General features: G+C 68.6%; 17 protein-coding genes. 13 read left to right on the forward strand and 4 right to left on the reverse strand.

Annotated features, from left to right (window positions below; genetic code table 11):
- Positions 1 to 16: 16 nt before the first annotated feature.
- Both bcp and DAT35_RS25210 read right to left on the reverse strand, forming a co-directional pair.
- Positions 17 to 667: a thioredoxin-dependent thiol peroxidase gene (bcp, locus tag DAT35_RS25205; RefSeq protein WP_108069678.1), complete on the reverse strand. Its 651-nt coding sequence runs from the start codon at positions 665 to 667 to the stop codon at positions 17 to 19.
- A 54-nt stretch (positions 668 to 721) separates the two neighbouring features.
- Positions 722 to 1,093: a hypothetical protein gene (locus DAT35_RS25210; RefSeq protein WP_108069679.1), complete on the reverse strand. Its 372-nt coding sequence runs from the start codon at positions 1,091 to 1,093 to the stop codon at positions 722 to 724.
- Positions 1,094 to 1,145: 52 nt separating this feature from the next.
- Here DAT35_RS25210 and DAT35_RS25215 point away from each other — a divergent pair, with 52 nt between their 5' ends.
- The 3 genes from DAT35_RS25215 (at position 1,146) to DAT35_RS25225 (ending at position 5,591) form a co-directional block, all read left to right on the forward strand.
- Positions 1,146 to 1,787 (forward strand): hypothetical protein, encoded by a 642-nt coding sequence (locus DAT35_RS25215; protein ID WP_108069680.1) that lies wholly within the window; start codon positions 1,146 to 1,148, stop codon positions 1,785 to 1,787.
- A gap of 255 nt (positions 1,788 to 2,042) precedes the next feature.
- Entirely contained in the window at positions 2,043 to 4,235 is a 2,193-nt protein-coding gene (locus tag DAT35_RS25220; protein ID WP_158501865.1) for a carboxypeptidase regulatory-like domain-containing protein, read from the forward strand.
- Positions 4,236 to 4,304: 69 nt separating this feature from the next.
- The gene (locus DAT35_RS25225) at positions 4,305 to 5,591 is read left to right on the forward strand and encodes a hypothetical protein (protein WP_146209877.1); all 1,287 of its coding nucleotides are present in this window, start codon (positions 4,305 to 4,307) and stop codon (positions 5,589 to 5,591) included.
- 63 nt (positions 5,592 to 5,654) lie between these two features.
- Here DAT35_RS25225 and DAT35_RS25230 read toward each other — a convergent pair whose 3' ends face one another.
- The gene (locus DAT35_RS25230; RefSeq protein WP_108069683.1) at positions 5,655 to 6,980 is read right to left on the reverse strand and encodes a response regulator; all 1,326 of its coding nucleotides are present in this window, start codon (positions 6,978 to 6,980) and stop codon (positions 5,655 to 5,657) included.
- Between the two features lie 98 nt (positions 6,981 to 7,078).
- On the opposite strand from DAT35_RS25230, the gene DAT35_RS25235 reads away from it, so the two are divergent.
- From DAT35_RS25235 to DAT35_RS25280, 10 genes are all read left to right on the forward strand, one after another.
- Positions 7,079 to 7,462, forward strand: coding sequence for an MXAN_6627.5 family MYXO-CTERM protein (locus tag DAT35_RS25235; RefSeq protein WP_108069684.1), 384 nt, complete (start codon positions 7,079 to 7,081; stop codon positions 7,460 to 7,462).
- A complete protein-coding gene (locus DAT35_RS25240; RefSeq protein ID WP_108069685.1) occupies positions 7,459 to 8,499 on the forward strand; it encodes a methyltransferase in 1,041 nt (346 codons plus the stop codon). Before DAT35_RS25235 ends, DAT35_RS25240 begins: the two co-directional genes overlap by 4 nt.
- A gap of 105 nt (positions 8,500 to 8,604) precedes the next feature.
- Positions 8,605 to 9,900 (forward strand): UbiA family prenyltransferase, encoded by a 1,296-nt coding sequence (locus DAT35_RS25245; RefSeq protein WP_108069753.1) that lies wholly within the window; start codon positions 8,605 to 8,607, stop codon positions 9,898 to 9,900.
- A 19-nt stretch (positions 9,901 to 9,919) separates the two neighbouring features.
- Positions 9,920 to 11,251, forward strand: a complete 1,332-nt coding sequence (locus DAT35_RS25250; protein WP_108069686.1) for an FAD-binding oxidoreductase — start codon at positions 9,920 to 9,922, stop codon at positions 11,249 to 11,251.
- A gap of 46 nt (positions 11,252 to 11,297) precedes the next feature.
- Positions 11,298 to 12,035 carry an SDR family oxidoreductase gene (locus DAT35_RS25255; protein ID WP_108069687.1) on the forward strand — a complete coding sequence of 246 codons (738 nt, stop codon included), beginning with the start codon at positions 11,298 to 11,300 and terminating at the stop codon, positions 12,033 to 12,035.
- A 170-nt stretch (positions 12,036 to 12,205) separates the two neighbouring features.
- Positions 12,206 to 14,068 (forward strand): methyl-accepting chemotaxis protein, encoded by a 1,863-nt coding sequence (locus DAT35_RS59110; protein WP_158501866.1) that lies wholly within the window; start codon positions 12,206 to 12,208, stop codon positions 14,066 to 14,068.
- 256 nt (positions 14,069 to 14,324) lie between these two features.
- Positions 14,325 to 14,669: an acyl carrier protein gene (locus DAT35_RS25265; RefSeq protein ID WP_108069689.1), complete on the forward strand. Its 345-nt coding sequence runs from the start codon at positions 14,325 to 14,327 to the stop codon at positions 14,667 to 14,669.
- Positions 14,666 to 15,724 carry a type III polyketide synthase gene (locus DAT35_RS25270; protein WP_108069690.1) on the forward strand — a complete coding sequence of 353 codons (1,059 nt, stop codon included), beginning with the start codon at positions 14,666 to 14,668 and terminating at the stop codon, positions 15,722 to 15,724. Before DAT35_RS25265 ends, DAT35_RS25270 begins: the two co-directional genes overlap by 4 nt.
- A 28-nt stretch (positions 15,725 to 15,752) precedes the next feature.
- A complete protein-coding gene (locus tag DAT35_RS25275; RefSeq protein WP_108069691.1) occupies positions 15,753 to 17,597 on the forward strand; it encodes a fatty acyl-AMP ligase in 1,845 nt (614 codons plus the stop codon).
- Positions 17,598 to 17,804: 207 nt separating this feature from the next.
- Positions 17,805 to 18,692: a zinc metalloprotease gene (locus DAT35_RS25280; protein ID WP_108069692.1), complete on the forward strand. Its 888-nt coding sequence runs from the start codon at positions 17,805 to 17,807 to the stop codon at positions 18,690 to 18,692.
- A gap of 82 nt (positions 18,693 to 18,774) precedes the next feature.
- On the opposite strand, the gene traA is transcribed toward DAT35_RS25280, so the two are convergent.
- Positions 18,775 to 20,316 carry an outer membrane exchange protein TraA family protein gene (gene traA, locus DAT35_RS25285; RefSeq protein WP_108069693.1) on the reverse strand — a complete coding sequence of 514 codons (1,542 nt, stop codon included), beginning with the start codon at positions 20,314 to 20,316 and terminating at the stop codon, positions 18,775 to 18,777.
- Positions 20,317 to 20,401: the final 85 nt, after the last annotated feature.

Raw genomic sequence — 20,401 nt, forward strand, 5'->3', positions numbered from 1 at the left:
CCCGGTCCCCAGGCGGCTAGCGGCGGCGGGCCGGGGCCTTCTTCGCCGGGGCCTTCTTCGAGGCCGACGCGGCCTTTTTCGCCGGAGCCTTCTTCGCCACGACCTTCTTCGAGGCCGGTGCGGCCTTCTTCGCGACCTTCTTACGGGCCGGTGCGCTCCGCGCGGGAGCCCCGGAGGCAGCAGTCTGCGTCGAGGAGGAAGCGCCGCCCTCGAGCGCCTGGAGGATCTCCTGCACGTGGCCCTGCACCTTCACCTTGGGCCACACGCGAGCCACCTTGCCCTCGGTGTCGATGAGGAAGGTGGCGCGCGTGATGCCCAGGAAGGTCCGGCCATACAGCGACTTCTCCCCCCACACGCCATAGGACTCGGACACCTTGTGTCCGGTATCCGCGAGCAGCGGGAAGGGCAGGGAGAACTTCGTGGCGAACTTCTGGTGGCTGCGAACGTCGTCGGGGGACACGCCCAGCACCACCGCACCGGCCGCCTGGAGCGCGGAGTGCTCGTCGCGGAAGTCGCACGCCTCCCGGGTGCAGCCCGGAGTGTCGTCCTTCGGATAGAAGTAGAGGACGACGTTCTTCCCCCGGAGCTGGGAGAGCTTCACGTCGTTACCGTTCTGGTCCTGCAGTTGGAACTCGGGAGCCGGAGTGCCGGTCTGGGGAATGGGCATAGGTGCGTGCCTGGATAATCCATCCACACGGGTTCGCAAGCCCGACTTTCGAGGTCACCTCGGGTGACCATGCCCGTCCATCGGATGGCCGTGCTCGTCCAGGGAGGGAGAGCCCCCATCCGGCTCATCGGGCCTCGACAGGGGGCGGGGTGGCAGCGGGATGCTCCGGCGCTCCCGGAGGAGCTTGAGCCGCCGCTCCGCCTCGGGCCGCGCCTTGGAGTCCTGGGGCACGGACTCCAGCTCGGCGATGACGACGTCCCAGGCCGGGTCCGACGGGTTGATGCCGCGCTCGACGAGGTCGGCGTACTTCGCCTCGGCGCGGGCGAGCCGCTCGGGGCCCTCGTCCCGGTGACAGGCGCCCAGGGAGAGCACGAGTCCTAACAGGAGCGGCACCACGGCCCGGCGGTTTCGATGGATGGGAGACACGTGCAACCCTCCTGCTGGCCTCGGACACGAAGGGGGGATAGGGTGGCTCTTCGTGTCGCCCCTCTTCTTCGCATTCCTGTTCGGTCTGGGCCAGGGCCTGCTCCACGCGGTGGGGCCGGACCATTGCGCCGCCATGGCCACGCTCGGCACGTTGGGCCCGGCCCGGCGCCGCGCCACCCTGCTCGTCGCGCTGCGCTTCGCCGTGGGGCATGCGGCGGTGCTCGGCGGAGTGGCCACCTTCTGCCTCCTGGCGGGGGTGGGCCTCTCCGAGACCTTCGAGCGCTGGGCGGAGATCTTCGGAGGCATCGTGCTGGTGGCGCTGGCCGTCGCCGCCCTGCTCTTCCCCAACGTGCTGCGCCATGGGCACCCGCACCTGCCCGGCCACACGCACGAGCCGCACTCGCACATGCACGACCAGGTGAGCACCGCCGCCGGCGCCCTGATGGCCGTCAGCGGGGTGCGCTCACTGCTGCTGGCCCTGCCTCCGCTGCTGGTGGGCGGCAGCCTTCAGACCTCCGGGTGGACGTACCTGCCCGGCTTCGCGCTCGGCATCCTCGTGGGCATGGGCGCGGTGGGCCTGATCTTCGCCGAGGGCCTCGCCCGAATGGGCGCGGGTCTGGCCGAGCGGCTCCAGCGCTTCGTGGCCATCGGCTCCGCCGCGCTCGGCCTGTTCTGGATCGCCAGCCGCCTCTGAGGTCCTCGGAGCACCCTCCCGGACAAATGCGCCCTGACGGTCGGGCCCGGAAAATGAGGGTGGATTTCGCCAGCCGTCGCGGGTGGCTCCGTAGAGAAGGGCATGCACCGCCCTCATCCTCATTTCATTGCCGCCCACAGGTGGTTGGCCTGCACCACGGCCCTGCTCCTCTCGGCACTCGCGGCCTGCTCTGAAATCGAGACCGGTGTCGTACGAGGCCAGGTCGTCATTCGTTCCGGAACATCGTCCGCTTCCATGTCCTTCGTGACGGGCATGGCGGAGCAGCGCGTGGGAGTCCCGGACGCCGAATGTACCCTCGAAGGCACGGACAGACGCACGGTCACGGACAAGCAGGGCTACTTCCACTACGGGGGGCTGGCAGCCGGCAGCTACATCCTCATCTGTAAGCGGGCCACCCCCGAGGGCACGCATGCCTTCCTCAAGCCCATCGAGGTGCCGCAAGCCCAGGACAAGGCCGGGAACGTGGACCTCGGGACGCTCGAAATCACCGCCGCCGGGAGCATCGAGGGTGTCGTCCGGTTGGCCGGCCAGAACGAGCACACCGGCCTTTCCGTGTACATTCCGGGCACCTCCCTTCAGGCACGCTCCAATGCCGAGGGCCGGTGGACTCTCGAGGGGGTTCCCGAAGGACTCTACGAGCTCGGGTTCGAGAAGGAAGGCTACCGTCCGCTGAGGGTGAAGGACGTGAAGGTGTCCTCGGGCGCCCGCGTGAGGGTGCAGCCCCTGGAGCTCAACCTCACCTCGGGCCCTTCCGGCAGCATCATCCTGGCGGAGAACCAACTCTATTCCAGCTCACGCACCGTGTCCGTGGGCCTTCAGGGCTCGCAGGACGCCGCGCTCTACATGCTGAGTGAGCGGACCGATTTCCTCGGGGCCGCCTGGCGGCCGATGACTCCGTCCACGACCTGGTCATTCGCCGCCGATGGTGAGCAGCGGCTCTATGCCAAGTTCGCGGATAGCCAGGGGCTGGAGACCGCGCCGGTGACGGACTCCATCATCGTGGACACCGCGCCCCCCTCCAACGCCAGGCTCCTCATCAACAGCGGGGCGAAAGTCCTCACCTCGCGCCAGGTCACCCTGACGGTCTCCGCCGAGGACGCCACGAGCCAGGTGGCGGAGATGAAGGTGAGCAATGACCCCGCGCTGGCCGATGCCAGTTGGGAGCCCTTCACCGTCAACCGGGCCTGGACGCTCTCCGACGCGTCCTCTCAAACCCGGGTGTACGTCAAGCTCCGCGACATTGTGGGCAATGAGATGCCCGAGCCCGTCTCCGCCGCGGCGACGGTGGTGACCGGTACCCCGGTCTCGGGAACGCTGCCCGCGAGCAGCAGGTGGACCGCGACAGGCAATCCCTACGTGGTGACGGACAACGTGGTCGTCCCGGTGGACGGAACCCTCACCATCGAGCCGGGAGTGGAAGTCCGCTTCGACGGGCCCTACAAGCTCCAGGTGCGGGGTGAGCTGGTCGCCCGGGGAACGGCGGAAAGCAGGATCGTCTTCACCTCGAACGCCGCCCTTCCCCAACCGGGAGACTGGAACGGCATCGTGTTCGACGACAGCAGCACCGACGCCGTCCTCGAAAGCTCCGGCGAGTACGTCCGCGGGAGCGTCCTTGCCTTCACGGACATCCGCTACGCCATCGGAATCGAAATCAAACACAGCGCACCGCTGGTCGCCGACAGTCATTTCCATTCCAATGGCTCACCCACCTTCAGCCCCGGCGTACTCTCCTTGACGGATTCCGCCGCGATGGTGAGAAACAACCTCATCGAGCAGAATGTCACCCGGGGCCTCACGGTGCAGGGCTGCGGCGATGCACAGGTCATCGGCAACACCCTCCAGGACAACGTCAACTCCGCCTGGGGTGGCGGAGCCATATATCTTTCCGGACCCTGGAGTTGCACGGCAGAAGGGAGCGGCAGGGGGCGGGCGCTCATCGAGAACAACCGCCTGCTGCACAACCGCACCGGTGTGGGTGGGGGCGGCGGAGCCCTCCAGGTGTACGGCGGGGTGGATTTCGTCATCCGGCACAACGAGATTCGCGACAACTCTACGGACTCCAAGATGGGGGCTGGAGCGCCGGCCAGCAGCACTGGCACTGCCATCAGCATCACGAATGGCCATCCGGTGATTGAGTACAATGTCATCGAGAACAATCGCAGCGACGCCAACCAGAGCGCGGCCTTCTATGTCATCAGCGGCTCGATGACCTTGCAGTACAACACGGTCTCGAATCCGACGACCTACGAGCTCTTCTTCAGCAACCCCTCCCAGTCGCTCACCCTCGCCAGCAACAATTACTGGGGGACGACGAACGAAGCGGCGGTCAGGGCTCGCGTCTGGGATGGCGAGGATGATCCAGAAGCATCGAGCGTCACGCTGACGCCCCTGCTGTCCGTGCCGGCTCCCAGCGCTGGACCGCAGTAGGCGCGAGCCCTCTCGAGCATCACGAAGTTCCCTACGCTGTCATGAGGTCAAGGAGACCCGATGTCACCCGTGTATCGTTTTCTCGTAGCACTCTCATTCCTTCTCTGCGCTTGCGGTGAGCACGATAGCAACGACAACGCTCCTCCCACCACCACCACTGCCACTACGCTCAAGTCGCTCTTCGAGCTCCAGCCAGCTGATTTCAAGGAGCGGCGCACGCTCCAGGTGAATGGGACCGCCGGACAGGGGTTGGGCAGTGGCGTATCGGTCCATGCGGGAGAGGTGCTGCTCATCACCGCGAGCGGCACTCTCCAGACGCCCTGGGGCCAGGTAGGCCCAGATGGCAGCCCCGCGCTGGGGGGGACCTCCTTTCAGCTCATCAACCGCCGCGTTTTCGCGCTGTACGGGCGCATCCATGGCAACGTCTTTCCGGTGAACTACGAGACGGCGCTCATTGCTCCGGATACGGGCCCGCTGGAGCTCCTCGTCAACGGGTGCGAAGACTGCGCGAACTCGGGGAACTTCACGGTGGATGTGTATTCCCAGCCGGTGGAGGGCGTGGCGCTGGCGGAGACGCCCTCGGTCACGGACAACACCGTCACCCGGTCCTCCACCGTCCAGGTGACGGCCACCACGGGTTGGGCGCTCAGCGGCATCCAGGTGCGCAAGGGCCAGAAGCTCTTCGTTCAGGCGACGGGAACCGTGGAGGCCAACGGCGAGACGTTGACGGCCGACGGCGCGGAGGGATGGCTCGCCGGAGAGCCCTACCTCGTGGTGAATGCGACGCCCCACCGGCTGTACGGCCGCGTCGGCGGAAATGTCTTCGAGCTCGGTACGAACGCGGCGCTGCTGGCTCCTGCCACGGGCGAGCTGGAGTTGGTCATCAACCACGCCAATGAGGCGACCGGCGGCTTCGACGTGACGGTAGGGCTCGGCGTGGTGCCGGCGCGCGGGCTCATCGGTGCGGACACCGCGGACTTCGCGCGGGCCACCGCGGAACTGCGGCCCGCGATGGAGTGGACGCCGACCTCGCTGGTGCTGAAGAAGGGAGATCCGCTCCTCGTACGGGCCACGGGACAGCTCACCGGTGACGACCCCGACCTGTTCGACAAGCCCTTGGATGCATTCGGCTCCTCGGCGCTGGGCGGGACGTCCTTCCTCCCCTCGCGCTTCCTGTTCGCCCTGTACGGACGGGTGGGTGGCCAGGTGGTGCTGCTGGGAGCGCAGAATGCCCTGCTCGCACCGGCCGATGGCACGCTCGAACTCGCCGTCAACGGCTTCTCGGACTGCACGAGCGCCTGTGACGTCCAGGGCGCCTTCAGCGTCGAGGTTCGCGGCCCGAGCCATCCCCAGTAAGGCAACGCCAGTCAGGGGCGCATCGTGGCAGATGCGCCCCGGGCTGCCCCAAGACCGACGCGGCTAGCTGCGCGGCTCGAGGATGCCCAGCGAGATCATCGCCACCAGGAAGCCATAGACGATCTGGTCGGGGCGGTTGGCGTAGGCGAGCAACTCCCCAATGGTGCGGTTGCCGTCGATCTTCGGCAGCAGCTCCGCCTCCCACCGCTCCAGCTCCACCTCGTGCAGCTGGTAGGCCGGGGCGACGGCGGGGATGAGCCGGTCCTCGGGCCGCAACATGCGGCGCAGGCGCTCGGGCTTGTAGAGCTTCTTGATGCCCCGGACGATGAGGTTGGCCGGGTGCACGTCCAGCTTGATGGACTCGGTGGAGGCCTTCTCCTTGAAGCTCATCACGTAGGTGCCGTCTTCCCACGAGAAGAGCGAGTAGATGATGGCCTTCACCTGCTGGCCCACGTAGTACAGGCGCTCGGTGTCCTTGAGCAGGTTGCGCTCCACGAGCACGTCGCCGGTGCGCCGGTTGCTGGCCGTGGCCACCGCCGAGGCGTCCGCGAGCTGCTCGGGTTTAATCTTGCCCACGCGCACCAGGAACTGGCCGAAGCGGTCCGCCAGCAGGTTGGAGAGGGCGAACACGGGGGTGCCGCGCTCGAAGTAGACGACCTTACGCACCTTGCCGCGCTGCACGCCCAGCTCGCCCGTCTCGCGCGACAGGTAGAAAGCGGTGAGGAGCGAGGGCAGGTTGTCCTTGAGCTCGCCGCGGCGGTGGCCTGGAGCGCCCGCGCCCACGGGGAGCGGATCCGGCGGACGGCCCGGCACGGGCGGGCGCACCAGGGTGGCGGGCACCTTGTGCAGGGGGCTCGCGGTGAGGTTGGCGCCGCGGATTTCGGCGGTGAGGTTGTCGCCGCCCGTCACCTTGATGCGGCCGGTGAGCTCCATGGCGTCCTGGGGCCCCTCCTCCTCGACGTCGATGTCGAGCTCCACGTCGAAGTCGTCCTGCGCGGAGACGGCGGCCGGGGCCTTCTTCTCCACGGGCACCAGCTTCTGCACGGCCTCCAGCAACCGGGCGGCCTCGAAGGGCTTCTCGAAGTAGCCGGCGGCGGCGTACTTCTGGCGGGCCTCGGTGGCGTGCTTGCCGCCCTTGAAGACACCGGTGATGAAGATGAGCGGGAGCTGGGGCTGATCCTTCCTCAGCGCGTCCGCGAGGTGGTAGCCCATCATGTCGGGCAGCAGGATGTCGAGCACGGCCACCGCGGGCGGCTGGGCGCGAGCGACATCCACCGCCTGCTTGCCCTTGCCCGCGCCGACCACCTCGTAGCCTGCATCTTCGAAGAGCTGGGTGAGGAGCGTGAGGAGCTCCTGGTTGTCATCGACGACGAGGATTCGGGGGGCCATCGGGCGCACACCCTAATCAAAAGCCCGCCCTTCCGTAAGAGCTTGCATTTCCCAACGGGTGCATCCCGCCTGCCGGGCAGGTAGGGTGAGACTCCCCCATGAAGATGCCCTACCCCGCCCGTCGCATGCTGTCGCGTTTCGCCCTCACCTTCGGGATTCTACTGGCCGTCGCGGCCCGAGCCCAGGACGCAGGCACCCCGGACTCGGGCAGCCTGTACGACGTCCCGGATGCCTCGGTGGGAAGTGGGGGCCCGGATCGCGACAACCCCGAGGGAGACGACAACGCGGGCCGGCCGGGCGGGGCGTGCCGCAGCAACGGCGACTGCTCGGCGCGCTTCAGCTGCTCCCAGGGGAGGTGCCGCTACACCGGCATCCGCCAGGCCGAGCGCGTGGGGTGCCTGCTGGGCCCGGAGGACACACTGGCGGTGGTGGGGTTGGGACTGGTGGTGGCGGCGCGGCGGCGCGGCCGGGAGGGACGATGAGGCTCGGGCTCAAGGCGGACAACCTGCTGGAGCGGGTGGCGGACTGGCTGAACCTGGCGCCGCAGCCGCTGGCGCACGCCTTCTTCGGGATGATGGCGTCGCGCACGCTGATGGCCGGGGAGCGGCTGGGGGTGTACGCGGCGCTCGCGGACGGCTCGGCCACGGTGGAGGAGTTGGCGGCGCGGCTCAAGCTGTCACCGGAGGGCACGCGCGCACTGCTGGAGGCGCTCGAGGCGTGCGAGGCGGTGGAGCGCAAGAAGGGCCGCTACCGGATGGCGGATCGGGCCCGGCGCTGGTTGGATCCCCGCTCGCCGCAGTACGTGGGCGGCTTCCTCGACTTCAACTACACCCAGTGGGAGTGGTGGAGCCACATGGAGGAGGCCGTGCGCACGGGGGAGTCGGTGGACATCCATCACTTCGCGCCGGAGGACCCGCGCTGGAGCTCCTACATCCTCGCCATGTACCAGATGGCGCGGCTGTCGGCGCCCGAGGTGGCGCGCTCCATTCCCCTGCCCCGGGGAGCGCGGCACGTGCTGGACCTGGGAGGTGCGCACGGCTGGTTCGCCGCGGAGCTGTGCCGGCGCAACCGGGGGGTGAAGGCCACGGTGCTGGACCTGGAGGGCAGCGTGCGGGTGGGGCGGGAGATCATCGCCCGGGCCGGCCTGTCGCACGTGGTGACGCACAAGGAGGGGGACCTGCTCACCTCGGACCTGGGGGGCCCGCACGACGCGGTGCTGCTCTTCCAGGTGGTGCACCACCTGTCACCGGCGCAGAACGTGGCGCTGCTGCGCCGGGTGCGCACGTCGCTCGCGCCCAAGGGGACGCTGGCGGTGCTGGAGTACCTGCGCGAGGACGTGGAGAAGCCGCCGAGCGCCGCCCCGCTCATCGGGCTGCACTACTTCCTCACCTCGAAGGCGGCGGCGTATACGCCCGCCGAGATGGAGGGCTTCCTGGGAGACGCGGGCTTCCGGATTGAAAGCAGCCAGCCGGTGCGCCACCTGCCGCTGCAGACGCTGATCATCGCCCATCCCGAGTAGAAGAGTGCCCGCCTGCCCCCTGGCTGTCCGGGAGTCCACGAACGGATGCCTCACAGAAAGGGTGCGGTGCGCCCCCGCTGCGGTACCCTGCGCCGCTGCCCGACCATGCTGACCACCAACGCCACCCACTCCGAGTCGCAGGACGCGACGCCGCTCTCCGTCGAGCTGGACGGAGTCCTGGCACGCACGGACACGCTGCACGAGGGGTTGCTGCGGTTGCTCAAGCGCCAGCCGCACCTGGCTCCGGCGGTGCTGGGGTGGAGCCTGCGGGGCCGGGCCTTCCTCCAGGCGGAGGTGGCGCGGCGGGTGGAGCTGGACGTGACGCGGCTGCCCTATGACGAGGCGCTGCTGTCGCGGCTGTCCGAGGAGAGGGCCCGAGGGCGCCGGGTGGTGCTGACCACGACGGCGGACCGGCGGACGGCGGAGGCGGTGGCCGCGCACCTGGGCCTCTTCGACTCGGTCCACGCGAGTGACACTCCGCTCAGCGGCCCACATGAGCAGGCGCGCCGCGCCGGGCCCACGAAGCCCTTCCCGCGCACGCTGCTCAAGGCGCTGCGGGTGCACCAGTGGGCCAAGAACGTGCTCGTCTTCGTGCCGATTCTCGCCGCGCACAAGGCACTGAACGTGCCGCTGCTGCTCCAGGCGCTGCTGGGCTTCATCTCCTTCAGCCTGTGCGCCTCGAGCGTGTACGTGCTGAACGACCTGCTGGACCTGGACTCGGACCGCAAGCACCCCACCAAGCGCCGACGGCCCTTCGCGGCGGGAGACCTGTCGGTGCGCACGGGGCTCCTGCTGGCGCCGCTGCTGCTGGGCGCTGGAGCGGCGGTGGCGCTGGTGCTGCCGCGCGAGTTCCTGGCGCTGCTGGGCACCTACTACGGGATTACGCTGGCGTACTCGCTCTACCTCAAGCAGGTGGTGATGCTGGACGTGCTGCTGCTGGCGGGGCTGTACACCGTGCGCATCTTCGGCGGCTCGCTGGCGGTGGGCGTGCCCACGTCGAGCTGGCTCTTCACCTTCTCCATGTTCCTGTTCCTGTCGCTGGCGCTGGTGAAGCGGCTGAGCGAGGTGCGGCGGCTGCGGCTGAGCAACGAGTCGGCGGCACCGGGGCGCGGGTACGTGGCCGGGGACTACGAGCAGCTGGCCATGCTGGGCGTGTCCAGCGGCTACCTGTCCGTGCTGGTGCTCGCGCTCTACATCACCAGCAAGGAAGTGACGGTGCTCTACCTCCACCCGGAGCGCCTGTGGCTGCTGTGTCCGGTGATGATGTACTGGGTGGGGCGGGTGTGGCTGCTGGCGCACCGCGGCCAGGTGAACGAGGACCCGCTCGTCTTCGCGCTGAAGGACAAGGTCAGCTATGCGGTGGGGCTCATCGCCGCGGGCGTGATGCTGACCGCGACATGAGGGAGTGACGTACGTGGGGATGGAGCTGAAATCCTGGGGCCGGTACCCGCGCGTAGCGGAGCAGCGGGCGCTTCCCGTCACGTGGACCACGGAGCCCCTGCCGGTACCCACCGGAGGAGCCACGCTGCTGCCCTACGGGCAGGGCCGGAGCTACGGAGACTCGTGCCTCAACGCGGGCGGCGCGCTGCTGACGACGGCGCGGCTGGACCGCTTCCTCGACTTCAACCCGGCCACGGGCGTGCTGCGCTGCGAGTCGGGCGTCACGCTGGACGCCATCCTCCGGCTGGTGTCGTGGCAGGGCTGGTTCCTGCCGGTGACGCCGGGGACGAAGTTCGTGAGCGTGGGCGGGGCCATCGCCAACGACGTCCACGGCAAGAATCACCACCGGGCGGGCACCTTCGGCCGGCACGTGCCACGCTTCGAGCTGGTGCGCTCGGATGGCTCGCGGCGGGTGTGCTCGCTGGAGGAGAACCGGGACTGGTACGAGGCCACCATCGGAGGCCTCGGGCTGACGGGGCTCATCACCTGGGCGGACGTGCAGCTGCGGCGGGTGAGCAACCCGTACATCTTCCAGGAGACGATTCCCTTCTCCAACCTGGACGGCTTCCTCGCGCTGACGCGCGAGTCCGAGCGGGACTTCGAGTTCACCGTGGCGTGGGTGGACAGCCTGGCGCGAGGGAAGCAACTGGGACGAGGCCTCTTCTACCGGGGCAACCACGCGCCGCCGCAGTTCGACGCGGTGCCGCTGGCGAAGAGCCACCTGTCGCACCGCAGCGGACTGGCGGTGCCCTTCGACTTCCCGGTCTTCGCGCTCAACCGGCTGTCGGTGGCGGCCATCAACTGGCTCTACTACCACTGGCAGCGGGCCAAGCCGGCCGAGGGGCTGGTGCACTACGACCCCTTCTTCTACCCGCTGGATGGGGTGCACCGGTGGAACCGCATCTACGGGCGCCGGGGCTTCCTGCAGTTCCAGTGCGTGGTGCCGGACAGCGACGCGGGCGTGGCGGCGCTGCGGGAGGTGCTCGAGCGGAGCGCACGCAGCGGCATGCCGAGCTTCGTCACGGTGCTGAAGATGTTCGGAGACGTGCCCTCGCCGGGGATGATGAGCTTCCCGAAGCGGGGGGTGACGCTGGCGCTGGACTTCGCCAACCGGGGCGAGCGCACGTACCGGCTGGTGGAGGAGCTCGACAGGCTGACGCGCGAGGCGGGCGGAAGGGTCTACCCGGCGAAGGACGCGCGGATGAGCCCGGAGAGCTTCGCGGCGTACTACCCCGAACGCGAGCGCTTCTCGCGCTATGTGGACCCGGCGTTCTCCTCATCGTTCTGGCGCCGCGTGAACGGCGCGGGCTAAACACGCCCTCCCTCAGAGCCCCCACCCCGAACCCCCCTGAACCGCTATGAAGAAGGTCCTCGTCCTCGGCGCCACGAGCGCCATTGCCCAGTCCACGGTGCGGCTGCTGGCCGCGCGGGGCGCATCGCTGTACCTGGTGGGCCGCAACGCCGAGCGGCTGGAGGCGGTGGCGAAGGATGCCCGGACACGTGGCGCTCCCACGGCGCAGACCGAGGCGGTGGACCTGGATGACCTCGCCCAACACGAGGCGCTGGTGGAGCGCGCGGCAACGGCGCTCGGGGGCCTGGATGGGGCGCTGCTCGCCCATGGGATTCTGGGAAACCAGGAAGCGGCACAGCGCTCGTACGCGGAGGCGGAGAAGGTGCTGAGGACGAACTTCCTGAGCGCGGTGTCGCTGCTCACGCCGCTGGCCAACCGCTTCGAGACGCAGAAGGCGGGGACGCTGGTGGTCATCTCCTCGGTGGCGGGAGATCGCGGGCGGCAGAGCAACTACGTCTACGGCGCCTCCAAGGGCGCGCTGAGCGTGTTCCTCCAGGGGCTGCGCAACCGGCTGGCGCCCGCGGGCGTGGCGGTGGTGACGGTGAAGCCGGGCTTCGTGGACACTCCGATGACGGCCGACGTGAAGAAGAACGCGCTCTTCGCCACGCCGGAGAAGGTGGCGCGGGGCATCGTCCGGGCGGCGGACGCGCGCAAGGACGAGGTCTACCTGCCCGGCTTCTGGGGGCCCATCATGTTCGCCATCCGCAGCATCCCCGAGCGCATCTTCAAGCGCATGAAGCTCTGAGCGCATGAAGCTCTGAGCGCATGAAGCGGTGAGCCGCTCGGCGGGGCCCTCGCCCACGCGCAAGGTGGGCAGGCGGCCGGGCTCCAACACCGGACAGGCCGGACACTCCGTCACCGCCCACGCCCCGCCGCGCCCCGGTGGACAAAAGGTGATAGCGTCCATCGGAAGGCGTGGCTGGCCCGCGGGCGGCCACGTATATCGCCCGCGTCACCGCATCGCCCCGGGCCTCTACCATGGCGTTCCCCAATCCGATGAGCAGCAGCCACCGCTCCCTGCCCGGACGTATCGATGCGCTCCTGCGCTCGTGCGCGATGCCATTGGCCCCCTTCGTGGCCTACCTGGTGGGGATGGTGCTCGGACTCGAGGGCACCCAGGTCACCCAGTCCGTCCTCTGGCTGCTGCCGCCCACCATCCTCGTGTGGGGCGTGCTCTACCCGCCGCTGCTCATCAACTACCTGCACAACAGCGCCATCCAGGTGATTCCGGGCGAGCCCCCCGGCATGCGTCTGGGCCGCCTGCTGAAGCTGCCCTGGCGCATCGCCATCTACGTGCTGCCGGGCTCCTACGGCTTCGGCGCCATCTTCTTCTGCACCGGCGTCTGCCTGTGGTTCGACAAGAGCCCCTGGCTGGTGGTCTGGGGCACCGCCATCGCGCTGTCGCTCAGCCTGATGCTGACGTTCCCCGCGGGCATCGTCATCGAGCGCTGGGTGCAGCCCCTGGCCCTCGAGGAGCAGGCGCGCCACCCCCACCTGCGCGTGGTGGGCGGCGGCTTCTTCTGGGTGCGCCAGTCCTGGTTCCTCCCCTACGCCTTCACCGTCTGCGTGCTGTCGCTGTGCATCCTGGGCGGCCTCACCGTGGCCGTGCAGACGGGCAACGTGCAGCGCCGCTACATCGAGGACCTTCAGGCCGCCGGGCAGCACCAGGCGGCCTACATGCTGGAGGGGCTGGGCTCCTCGCTGCTCTCCGAGCTGAGCATTCCCGTGGCCGTGCTCGCCCTCTTCCTGCTCACCCTCGCCACCGTCTCCGCGTGGATGCTGGCGCGCCGCCAGGAGCAGGGCTCGCTCGCGGTGCTGCAGGCCATCGAGGGCCTCTCCGTGGGCAAGGTGCGCCCGCCCCAGTGGGTGTCCTCCGACGAAATCGGAGACCTGGCCTTCGGGCTCAACGCCGTCGTCCTGCAACTGAGCGCCCTGCCCCGCACGCTCCAGCAGTCCGCCGCCCAGCTCGTCGAGGCCGGCGCCACCCTGCGCCACGCCAACGAGGCCCAGCGCCGCGCCCTCACCACCCAGGCCAACGCCATCCAGGACACCAACGTCACCGCCACCGAAATCAAGCAGACCTCCGACCTCACCGCGCGCCGCGCCGAGGAGGTGCTGCACGTGGTGCGTCACGCCGAGGAGCTCAGCCGCGCCGGCACCCTCGCCATCGAGCAGACCATCGCCGGCTTCAGCGCCATCCGCGACTCGGTGTTCGCCATCCGCGGCAAGATGGAGCGTCTCCAGGCCAGCGCCGTGCAGATTGGTGAAATCACCCAGACGGTGAAGGACCTGGCCGACCAGTCCAACATGCTCGCGCTCAACGCCGCCATCGAGGCGGTGCGCTCCGGCGAGCACGGCAAGGGCTTCGCCGTCGTGGCCCGCGAAATCCGCCTGCTCGCCGACCAGTCCATCCGCGCCACCACCCGCATCAGCACCATCCTCGACGAGGTGGGCAACGCCATCGGTGACGCCGTCACCATGACGGACGTGGGCGCCGCCCAGGTGGAGGGCGGCCTGGGCAAGGTGAAGACGTCCGGCGACAGCCTGCGCCAGCTCTCCCTCATGGTGAACGAGAGCTCCGCCGCCGTGACTCAAATCACCGCCGCCGTGAGCCAGCAGAACGCCGGCTTCGCTCAAATCTTCAACGCCGTCGCCGACCTGTCGCGCAGCATGGACCAGGCCATGGAGCGCCTCGAGTCCACCCAGGAGGCCGCCGACACCCTCCAGAAGGTCTCCGGCCAGGTGAGTCAAGTGGCCGGCCAGTACCACGTCGAATAACCCCGGATTCCCTGCCCTCCAGGGCAGGTGTTTCCGGGGTTTCCCTCTTTTCTCACCATGCGCACGATGACACCTGCCTCTACGGGCCTACCCTCGTCCGTCGGAGTCACATGTAGGTGCTGCTCTGCGTCATTCCTACATTACCGTTCTGCACGAGAATTCCAGGTTGACCGCACGTGTCCCATATCTGTAATATTCTGTCACAGATGCAAGGGGGGGCCACCACGCGCTGACTCGCCCGAGGCGGGAGGTCCGTATGCACCGGCAGGAGATTCTCGATCACGTCCGCAACATCATCCTGGCCACCCACACCGGCCTGTTCCCGGACGACGTGAGCGAGTTCGCCTCGATGACGTATGATCTGGGCATGGACTCCTTCCATCTCGAGTCGATGATTTCGCGGCTCAAGGACGAAGTGGCCGACATCGAGTTCACGCCCTGGTACATCAAGGCCTCGCGGCGCGGGCACGACACCGTGGGCAGCCTGGTGGACTTCATCGACGAGCGCCTGTCGCAGAACGTCACGGAGAGCCCCGCCAAGACGCCGTCGGACTCCCGCTCCACCGGCGAGCCGCGTGAGCTCGACGTGGAGGTGGCATGACGCAGGCAGCACCCCGCCGCCCCACCCTGCTGTCCATCGCGTCGGCGGTGCCGCCCCTGTCGATCTCCCAGGAGGAGATCTACGAGGACCTGTTCAAGCACTGGTACAAGGGCATCCCCAACGCCGAGCGCATCATCAAGAACACGGGGGTGCGTCGGCGCTACTTCGCGTGGGACCCGCGCGTGGAGCTGGCCAACGGCCCTCGGGGCGTGGGGGACCGCGTGCGCGTCTACGAGCGCGTGGGCCTGGAAGTGACGGGCCGCTCGGTGGAGACAGCCCTCGGGAACCTGGATCGCTCCCGGGTGGGCGCCTTCACCATGACCACCAACTCGGGCTACTCGGGACCGGGGGTGGACCTCTTCATCGCCAAGAAGCTGGGCCTGCGCTCCAGCATCCGCCGCACCTTCGTGGGCCACATGGGCTGCTTCGCGGCGTTCCCCACGCTGCGGGTGGCCATGGACAGCATCGCCGCGCGGCCCGACGAGTACGTCATCGCCAACGCCACCGAGTTCGCCTCACTGCACTACCACGCCACGCCCGACCCGGAGCAGGCCGTCATCCACGGCCTCTTCGGTGACGCCACGTGCACGGTGGTCATCGGCGGCGCCCCGGACGGCGAGGGCATCCAGTTCATCCGCTCGCACACCGAGCAGCTCTATGACACGCACGAGCTGATGGGCTGGCACATGCACAACGACGGGTTCCGGATGACCCTGTCGCCCTATGTGCCCTTCGTGCTCGGCGAGCACGTGGATGGCTTCCTGGAGAAGCTGCTCGGCCCGGAGAAGCTGGGCGTGGGCGACATCCAGCACTGGCTCATCCACCCGGGCGGACCCAAGATTCTCGAGGCGCTGGCGAAGCAACTGAAGCTGGAGAAGCAGCGGATGCGCGCCAGCTGGCACGTGCTGAGCGAGTTCGGCAACTGCGGCGCCGTCACCGTCCTGCTGGTGCTGGAAGAGGTGCTGAAGACGGAGAAGCCCCAGCGCGGCGAATACGGTGTGATGATGGGTTTCGGCCCCGGCCTCACCGTCGAGGGCATGCTGGTCCGGTTCTGAGTCGTTTCTTCAGCGAGGACAAACACCGATGAGCCAGGAGCCACTGCGGCGGCAGACGGGACACGTGCAACTGGGCCCCGGCCTGGGGCGCCACCCCACCCGGGACATGGCCCAGCGCGCCCCCACCCGCGCCACCCCGGCCCCCGTCCAGACACTGGCCGAGGCCGTGGTGCACTGGGGACGCACGCGCCCCTCGCAGCCCGTCTTCTACTTCGTCGACCTGGAGGAGAAGCTCACCGTCCTCACCGCGGGGGACCTGCACCACAACGCGATGCGCATCGGCGCCAACCTGCGCGCGCGCGGCGTGAAGCAGGGGGACATGGTGGTGCTCTCCTTCGACACCAGCCCCGAGTTCCTCGAGAGCTTCTTCGCCTGCGGCCTGGTGGGCGCCACGCCCTGCCTCATCGAGCTGCCCTCGTCGAAGGTCTCCGTGCAGGCCTGGGGCGAGCGGCTGCGCGTGAAGCTGCGGCTGCTCGGCGCCCGGGCGATGCTCATCGACCCGGACTTCGTGGACCTGGCGCAGGAGGCCCTCGCGGGCTACCAGCCCGAGCCGGGACACGCACCGCCCTTCGTGGCCACCCTGAAGGACCTGGTGGCGGACGCCGAGCCCTTCGAGCCCCCCACCGTCGGCGCGGAGGAGGTGGCCTTCATCCAGTTCACCTCGGGCACCACGGACGCGCCCAAGGGCGTTCAAATCTCCCACCGGGCGCTGCTGGCCAACTGCGCGGCCATCGGCGAGAGCGGCCAGTGGGACTCGGACGACCTGATGGTCTGCTGGCTGCCGCTCTACCACGACATGGGACTGGTGGCCTCCACCCTGGCCTCCTTCGTCCACGGCCTGCCCACGGCGCTCGTGCCGCCCTTCGGCTTCCTGCTCAAGCCCTCGCGCTGGCTGTGGGCCATGCACTACTTCCGCGCCACCTCGTGCTTCGCGCCCAACTTCGCCTACCAGCTGTGCGTCAAGCGCATCAAGGACGCGGAGCTGGAGGGCCTGGACTTGAGCGCGTGGGAGCGGGCCTACAACGCCGCGGAGTTCATCCACGCCGACACCGTGAGCCAGTTCACCGAGCGCTTCCGCTCCTGCGGCTTCGAGCCGGAGGCCTGGCGCCCCTCGTACGGCATGGCGGAGATGGTGGTGGGCGTGTCCTGCCGCAGCCGGGGGGATGTCCTGCGCATGGAGACGCTCTCCCGCTCCGCGCTGGCCTCGCAGCGGCGGGCCGTGCCGCACACGGGTGGCACGGGCCAGGACTCACTCACCGTGCTCAGCGTGGGCCGGATGCTGCGCGGCATCGAGCTGCGCATCGTCGACGACGAGGGCCGCCCGGTGGGTGAGCGCCAGGAGGGCGAAATCCTCCTGCGGGGCACCTCCCTCTTCAGCGGCTACTACAAGAACCCCGAGGCCACCGACGGCGTGCTGCGCGACGGCTGGCTGTACACCGGCGACCTGGGCTACGTGGCCGACGGCGAGCTCTTCATCTGCGGGCGCAGCAAGGACCTCATCATCAAGGCGGGCGAGAACCACCACCCGTACACCATGGAGAACGCCGCCTCGCAGGTGGCCGGGGTGCGCGTGGGCTGCGTGGCCGCGGTGGGCGTCGGCAACCTCCAGACGGGCACCGAGGACATCGTCATCGTCTGCGAGACGACCGAGACGAAGCCCGACGCGCTGCGCCAGCTGTGCAAGCACGTGGAGGAGATGGTCTACCAGGGCTCCGGCGTGCGCCCCAACCGCGTCATCCCCGTCGCCCCGCACACCGTGCCCAAGACGACCAGCGGCAAAATCAAACGCGCCTACATCCGCCAGAACATCGAGGCCTTCGAGAACCTCTCGCTGCTGGTGACGCCCCCGTCCCGGCAGGCCCTCGTGCACTGACGGCCCCCAGCCTCACTCCCAGTCACTCCCAGGGGAGCCCGGACACACGCGGTGTGTCGGGGCTCCCCTTTTTTACGTGTTCCGCCCGACTCACCGTGGTTTCCCCACATCCGTGACAACAGAATGTTTCAGCGATTTCGCTTGGTCCCTTGCTCGGCGCTTATTCTTGGGATATAAGACGCTCCAACTTTTCCTGAGGAGTTGGAAATGTCCCGTAGCGTTATCTCGATGGGTGGAAAGTTCGCGGTGGTGCTCGGCACCGTCATGGCGCTGACCGGTTGCAACAATTCGGAGCAGAAGCCGGCCGAGGAGCAGCAGCCCACGCAGCAGGTGGTGAAGAGCGGCTGCGCCACGGTGGACCTGACCGAGGTCGAGCAGCAGGCGGTGGAGGCGGCGATCGCCGGCCGCGTGAAGACCCAGGCTCGCGCCAATGGCTCGGTGAACGTGAACGTCTACTGGCACGTCATCAACAACGGGACGACCGTGGCCCTGGGCAACATCACGGACGCGCAGATCGCCAGCCAGATCTCCGTGCTGAACGCCGCGTACGCGAACACGCCGTTCCGGTTCACCCTGGTGTCGACGGACCGCACCACCAACTCCACCTGGTACACCAGCTCTGGCGGCGCCTCGGAGAAGAAGATGAAGGCGGCGCTGCGCAAGGGCGGCGCGGGCGACCTGAACGTCTACTCCAACAACATGGGCGGCGGCCTGCTGGGTTGGGCGACCTTCCCCTCCAGCTACGCCTCGCAGCCGAGCCTGGACGGCGTGGTCATCCTCTACAGCTCGCTGCCCGGCGGCACCGCGGCTCCCTACAACGAGGGCGACACGGCGACCCACGAGATCGGCCACTGGCTGGGCCTGTACCACACCTTCCAGGGTGGCTGCACCGGCACGGGTGATAGCGTGAGCGACACCCCGGCCGAGGCCTCCTCCGCCTTCGGCTGCCCGACCGGCCGCGACACCTGCTCCGGCGGCGGCCTGGACCCCATCACCAACTTCATGGACTACACCGACGACTCGTGCATGAACACGTTCACGGCGGGCCAGAACGACCGCATGGATTCGCTGGTCGCTCAGTACCGTGGTCTGTGATTCGAGCCTGAAGTCGATTCGAGTTTGAAGTCCTGACGCCGGAGCGCCCTCGAGCGCTCCGGCGTCTTCTTTTTTGGGTGACTCAGTTTCCGGGCACGTGACGGACACGGGTCCGCCGGACACGCCTCGCGAGGAGGGCGAGCCCCAGCAGGGACAGGGGCGCGAGCGACGGGAATCCCGCGCCGCAACCACAACCCACGGGCCGCTCATCACCACACGGGTTCTCGCCACCCGTTCCCGGATCCGCCCCCGCGTCCGCTCCCAGGCCCGCATCCGGCGCTCCACCCGGTGCACCTCCGTCGGAGCCAGGGGTCGAGGCATCTGGAGCTCCCGTTCCACCATCCGGACCCGCACCTCCGCCATCCAGCGTTACGCTTCCGTCCGGAACCTCTCCGCCTCCGTCCGGAATCCCTCCGCCTCCGTCGGGAGTCGAGGCATCCGGGTTGCCCGCGTCCGCGCTACCCGCATCCGGAGGCATGCACACGCCCGCCTGGCATGCACCCCCCGGACAGGACGTCCCATCCGGCACCGAGGGGAAGGAACAGGCTCCCGTCGCATCACAGACTCCGACGTGGCAGGCGTCAGGCGCCGCGCAGTCCGAGTCCTGCCCGCACTCCGCACAAACGTAGTCACCGGACCGGGCCACGCAGTGGGGAGTCGCCGCCCCACAGGGCGAGCACGACGCGCCGCAGAAAACCGCCGTGTTACAGACATCGCACAGCGCCGCGCCATTGCAGTAGTAGCCGGGATCGCAGCCATTGCTGCCCGCGGTGTTCGCGTACTGGCGATTGCACTGGGCGCACGTGTTCAAATCCGGGAACGAGGGGTGCCCCGTCTCGGACTGGTAGAACATCGCGGGCGTGACGAGCGCGAAGCCCTCATCCGAGAGCTTGATGACGGGCGCCTGGTTCGCGGGCCGCTCGAAGTCGCTGAACGTCCCCTTGAAGAACGACATCTCCAGTGCGGCGTGCTCGCTGACCTCGGCGTAGAGCACCTCGATGGGATAGAGGCCCGGCTTCACGAAGGTCACGCTATTCGTCGTGCGCCAGGTCGGATACCCGAGCTGCAATGGCCGGTTGATGACCAGGTAGATACGGGAACTGCGGTCGTAGAGGGTGAACGCTACCGCGTCGTCGGCGTAGAACCCGAAATGGACGGGCAGACCCACCATGTCCGGGGTCACGTTCAGATAGCCGCGCAGCCGGGTGCCGAACGAGGTGGTGGCGTCGTTGACGAAGAAATCGCAGCCACCGCTCTGGCAGCCCGGTGCGGCGTTCTCGAAATCGCCGTGGCTCAGCTTCAACCCGGAGGTGTTGTTGTTGGACAGGTCCAGCCACGTCCGGAGCACCGACGTCATCCGCGCATTGGGATTGGCGGCATCCGGCGGGGCCTCCAGGAACGCATTGATTCCCCCCATGAAGGTGGCGTTGCTCTGGGGAAAGTCCGTGGACGGGTTCGTCGAGATCCTCGACGTGGAGCAGAGTCCCGTGCCGGGCTGCGCTGGCGAAGGTGCAACGGGGTCGCCCGTGACTACCACCGAGGGAAGGAGCTCGGCGGAGGCGGGTCCGGAGTTCATCACCAGCACGAAGGGCAGGAGGACCAGGAAGCGTCGGAGTAGGAGCATCCGGTGGTCCTACTATGCGGGTCGGACGCCGCTCCGACAGAGGGCATTGCACGCCAAAAACAAACAGCGGGCCCCCACTCGCGTG

The sequence above is a fragment of the Vitiosangium sp. GDMCC 1.1324 genome (genome assembly GCF_003044305.1).
Lineage (GTDB): Bacteria > Myxococcota > Myxococcia > Myxococcales > Myxococcaceae > Archangium.

Bases quoted from the DNA above. Each gene is read 5' to 3' on its own strand.
- bcp (WP_108069678.1), bottom strand. From the start codon at position 667: ATGCCCATTCCCCAGACCGGCACTCCGGCTCCCGAGTTCCAACTGCAG.
- DAT35_RS25220 (WP_158501865.1), top strand. From the start codon at position 2,043: ATGTCCTTCGTGACGGGCATGGCGGAGCAGCGCGTGGGAGTCCCGGAC.
- DAT35_RS25230 (WP_108069683.1), bottom strand. From the start codon at position 6,980: ATGGCCCCCCGAATCCTCGTCGTCGATGACAACCAGGAGCTCCTCACG.
- DAT35_RS25235 (WP_108069684.1), top strand. From the start codon at position 7,079: ATGAAGATGCCCTACCCCGCCCGTCGCATGCTGTCGCGTTTCGCCCTC.
- DAT35_RS25240 (WP_108069685.1), top strand. From the start codon at position 7,459: ATGAGGCTCGGGCTCAAGGCGGACAACCTGCTGGAGCGGGTGGCGGAC.
- DAT35_RS25245 (WP_108069753.1), top strand. From the start codon at position 8,605: ATGCTGACCACCAACGCCACCCACTCCGAGTCGCAGGACGCGACGCCG.
- DAT35_RS25250 (WP_108069686.1), top strand. From the start codon at position 9,920: ATGGAGCTGAAATCCTGGGGCCGGTACCCGCGCGTAGCGGAGCAGCGG.
- DAT35_RS25255 (WP_108069687.1), top strand. From the start codon at position 11,298: ATGAAGAAGGTCCTCGTCCTCGGCGCCACGAGCGCCATTGCCCAGTCC.
- DAT35_RS25265 (WP_108069689.1), top strand. From the start codon at position 14,325: ATGCACCGGCAGGAGATTCTCGATCACGTCCGCAACATCATCCTGGCC.
- DAT35_RS25270 (WP_108069690.1), top strand. From the start codon at position 14,666: ATGACGCAGGCAGCACCCCGCCGCCCCACCCTGCTGTCCATCGCGTCG.
- DAT35_RS25275 (WP_108069691.1), top strand. From the start codon at position 15,753: ATGAGCCAGGAGCCACTGCGGCGGCAGACGGGACACGTGCAACTGGGC.
- DAT35_RS25280 (WP_108069692.1), top strand. From the start codon at position 17,805: ATGTCCCGTAGCGTTATCTCGATGGGTGGAAAGTTCGCGGTGGTGCTC.
- traA (WP_108069693.1), bottom strand. From the start codon at position 20,316: ATGCTCCTACTCCGACGCTTCCTGGTCCTCCTGCCCTTCGTGCTGGTG.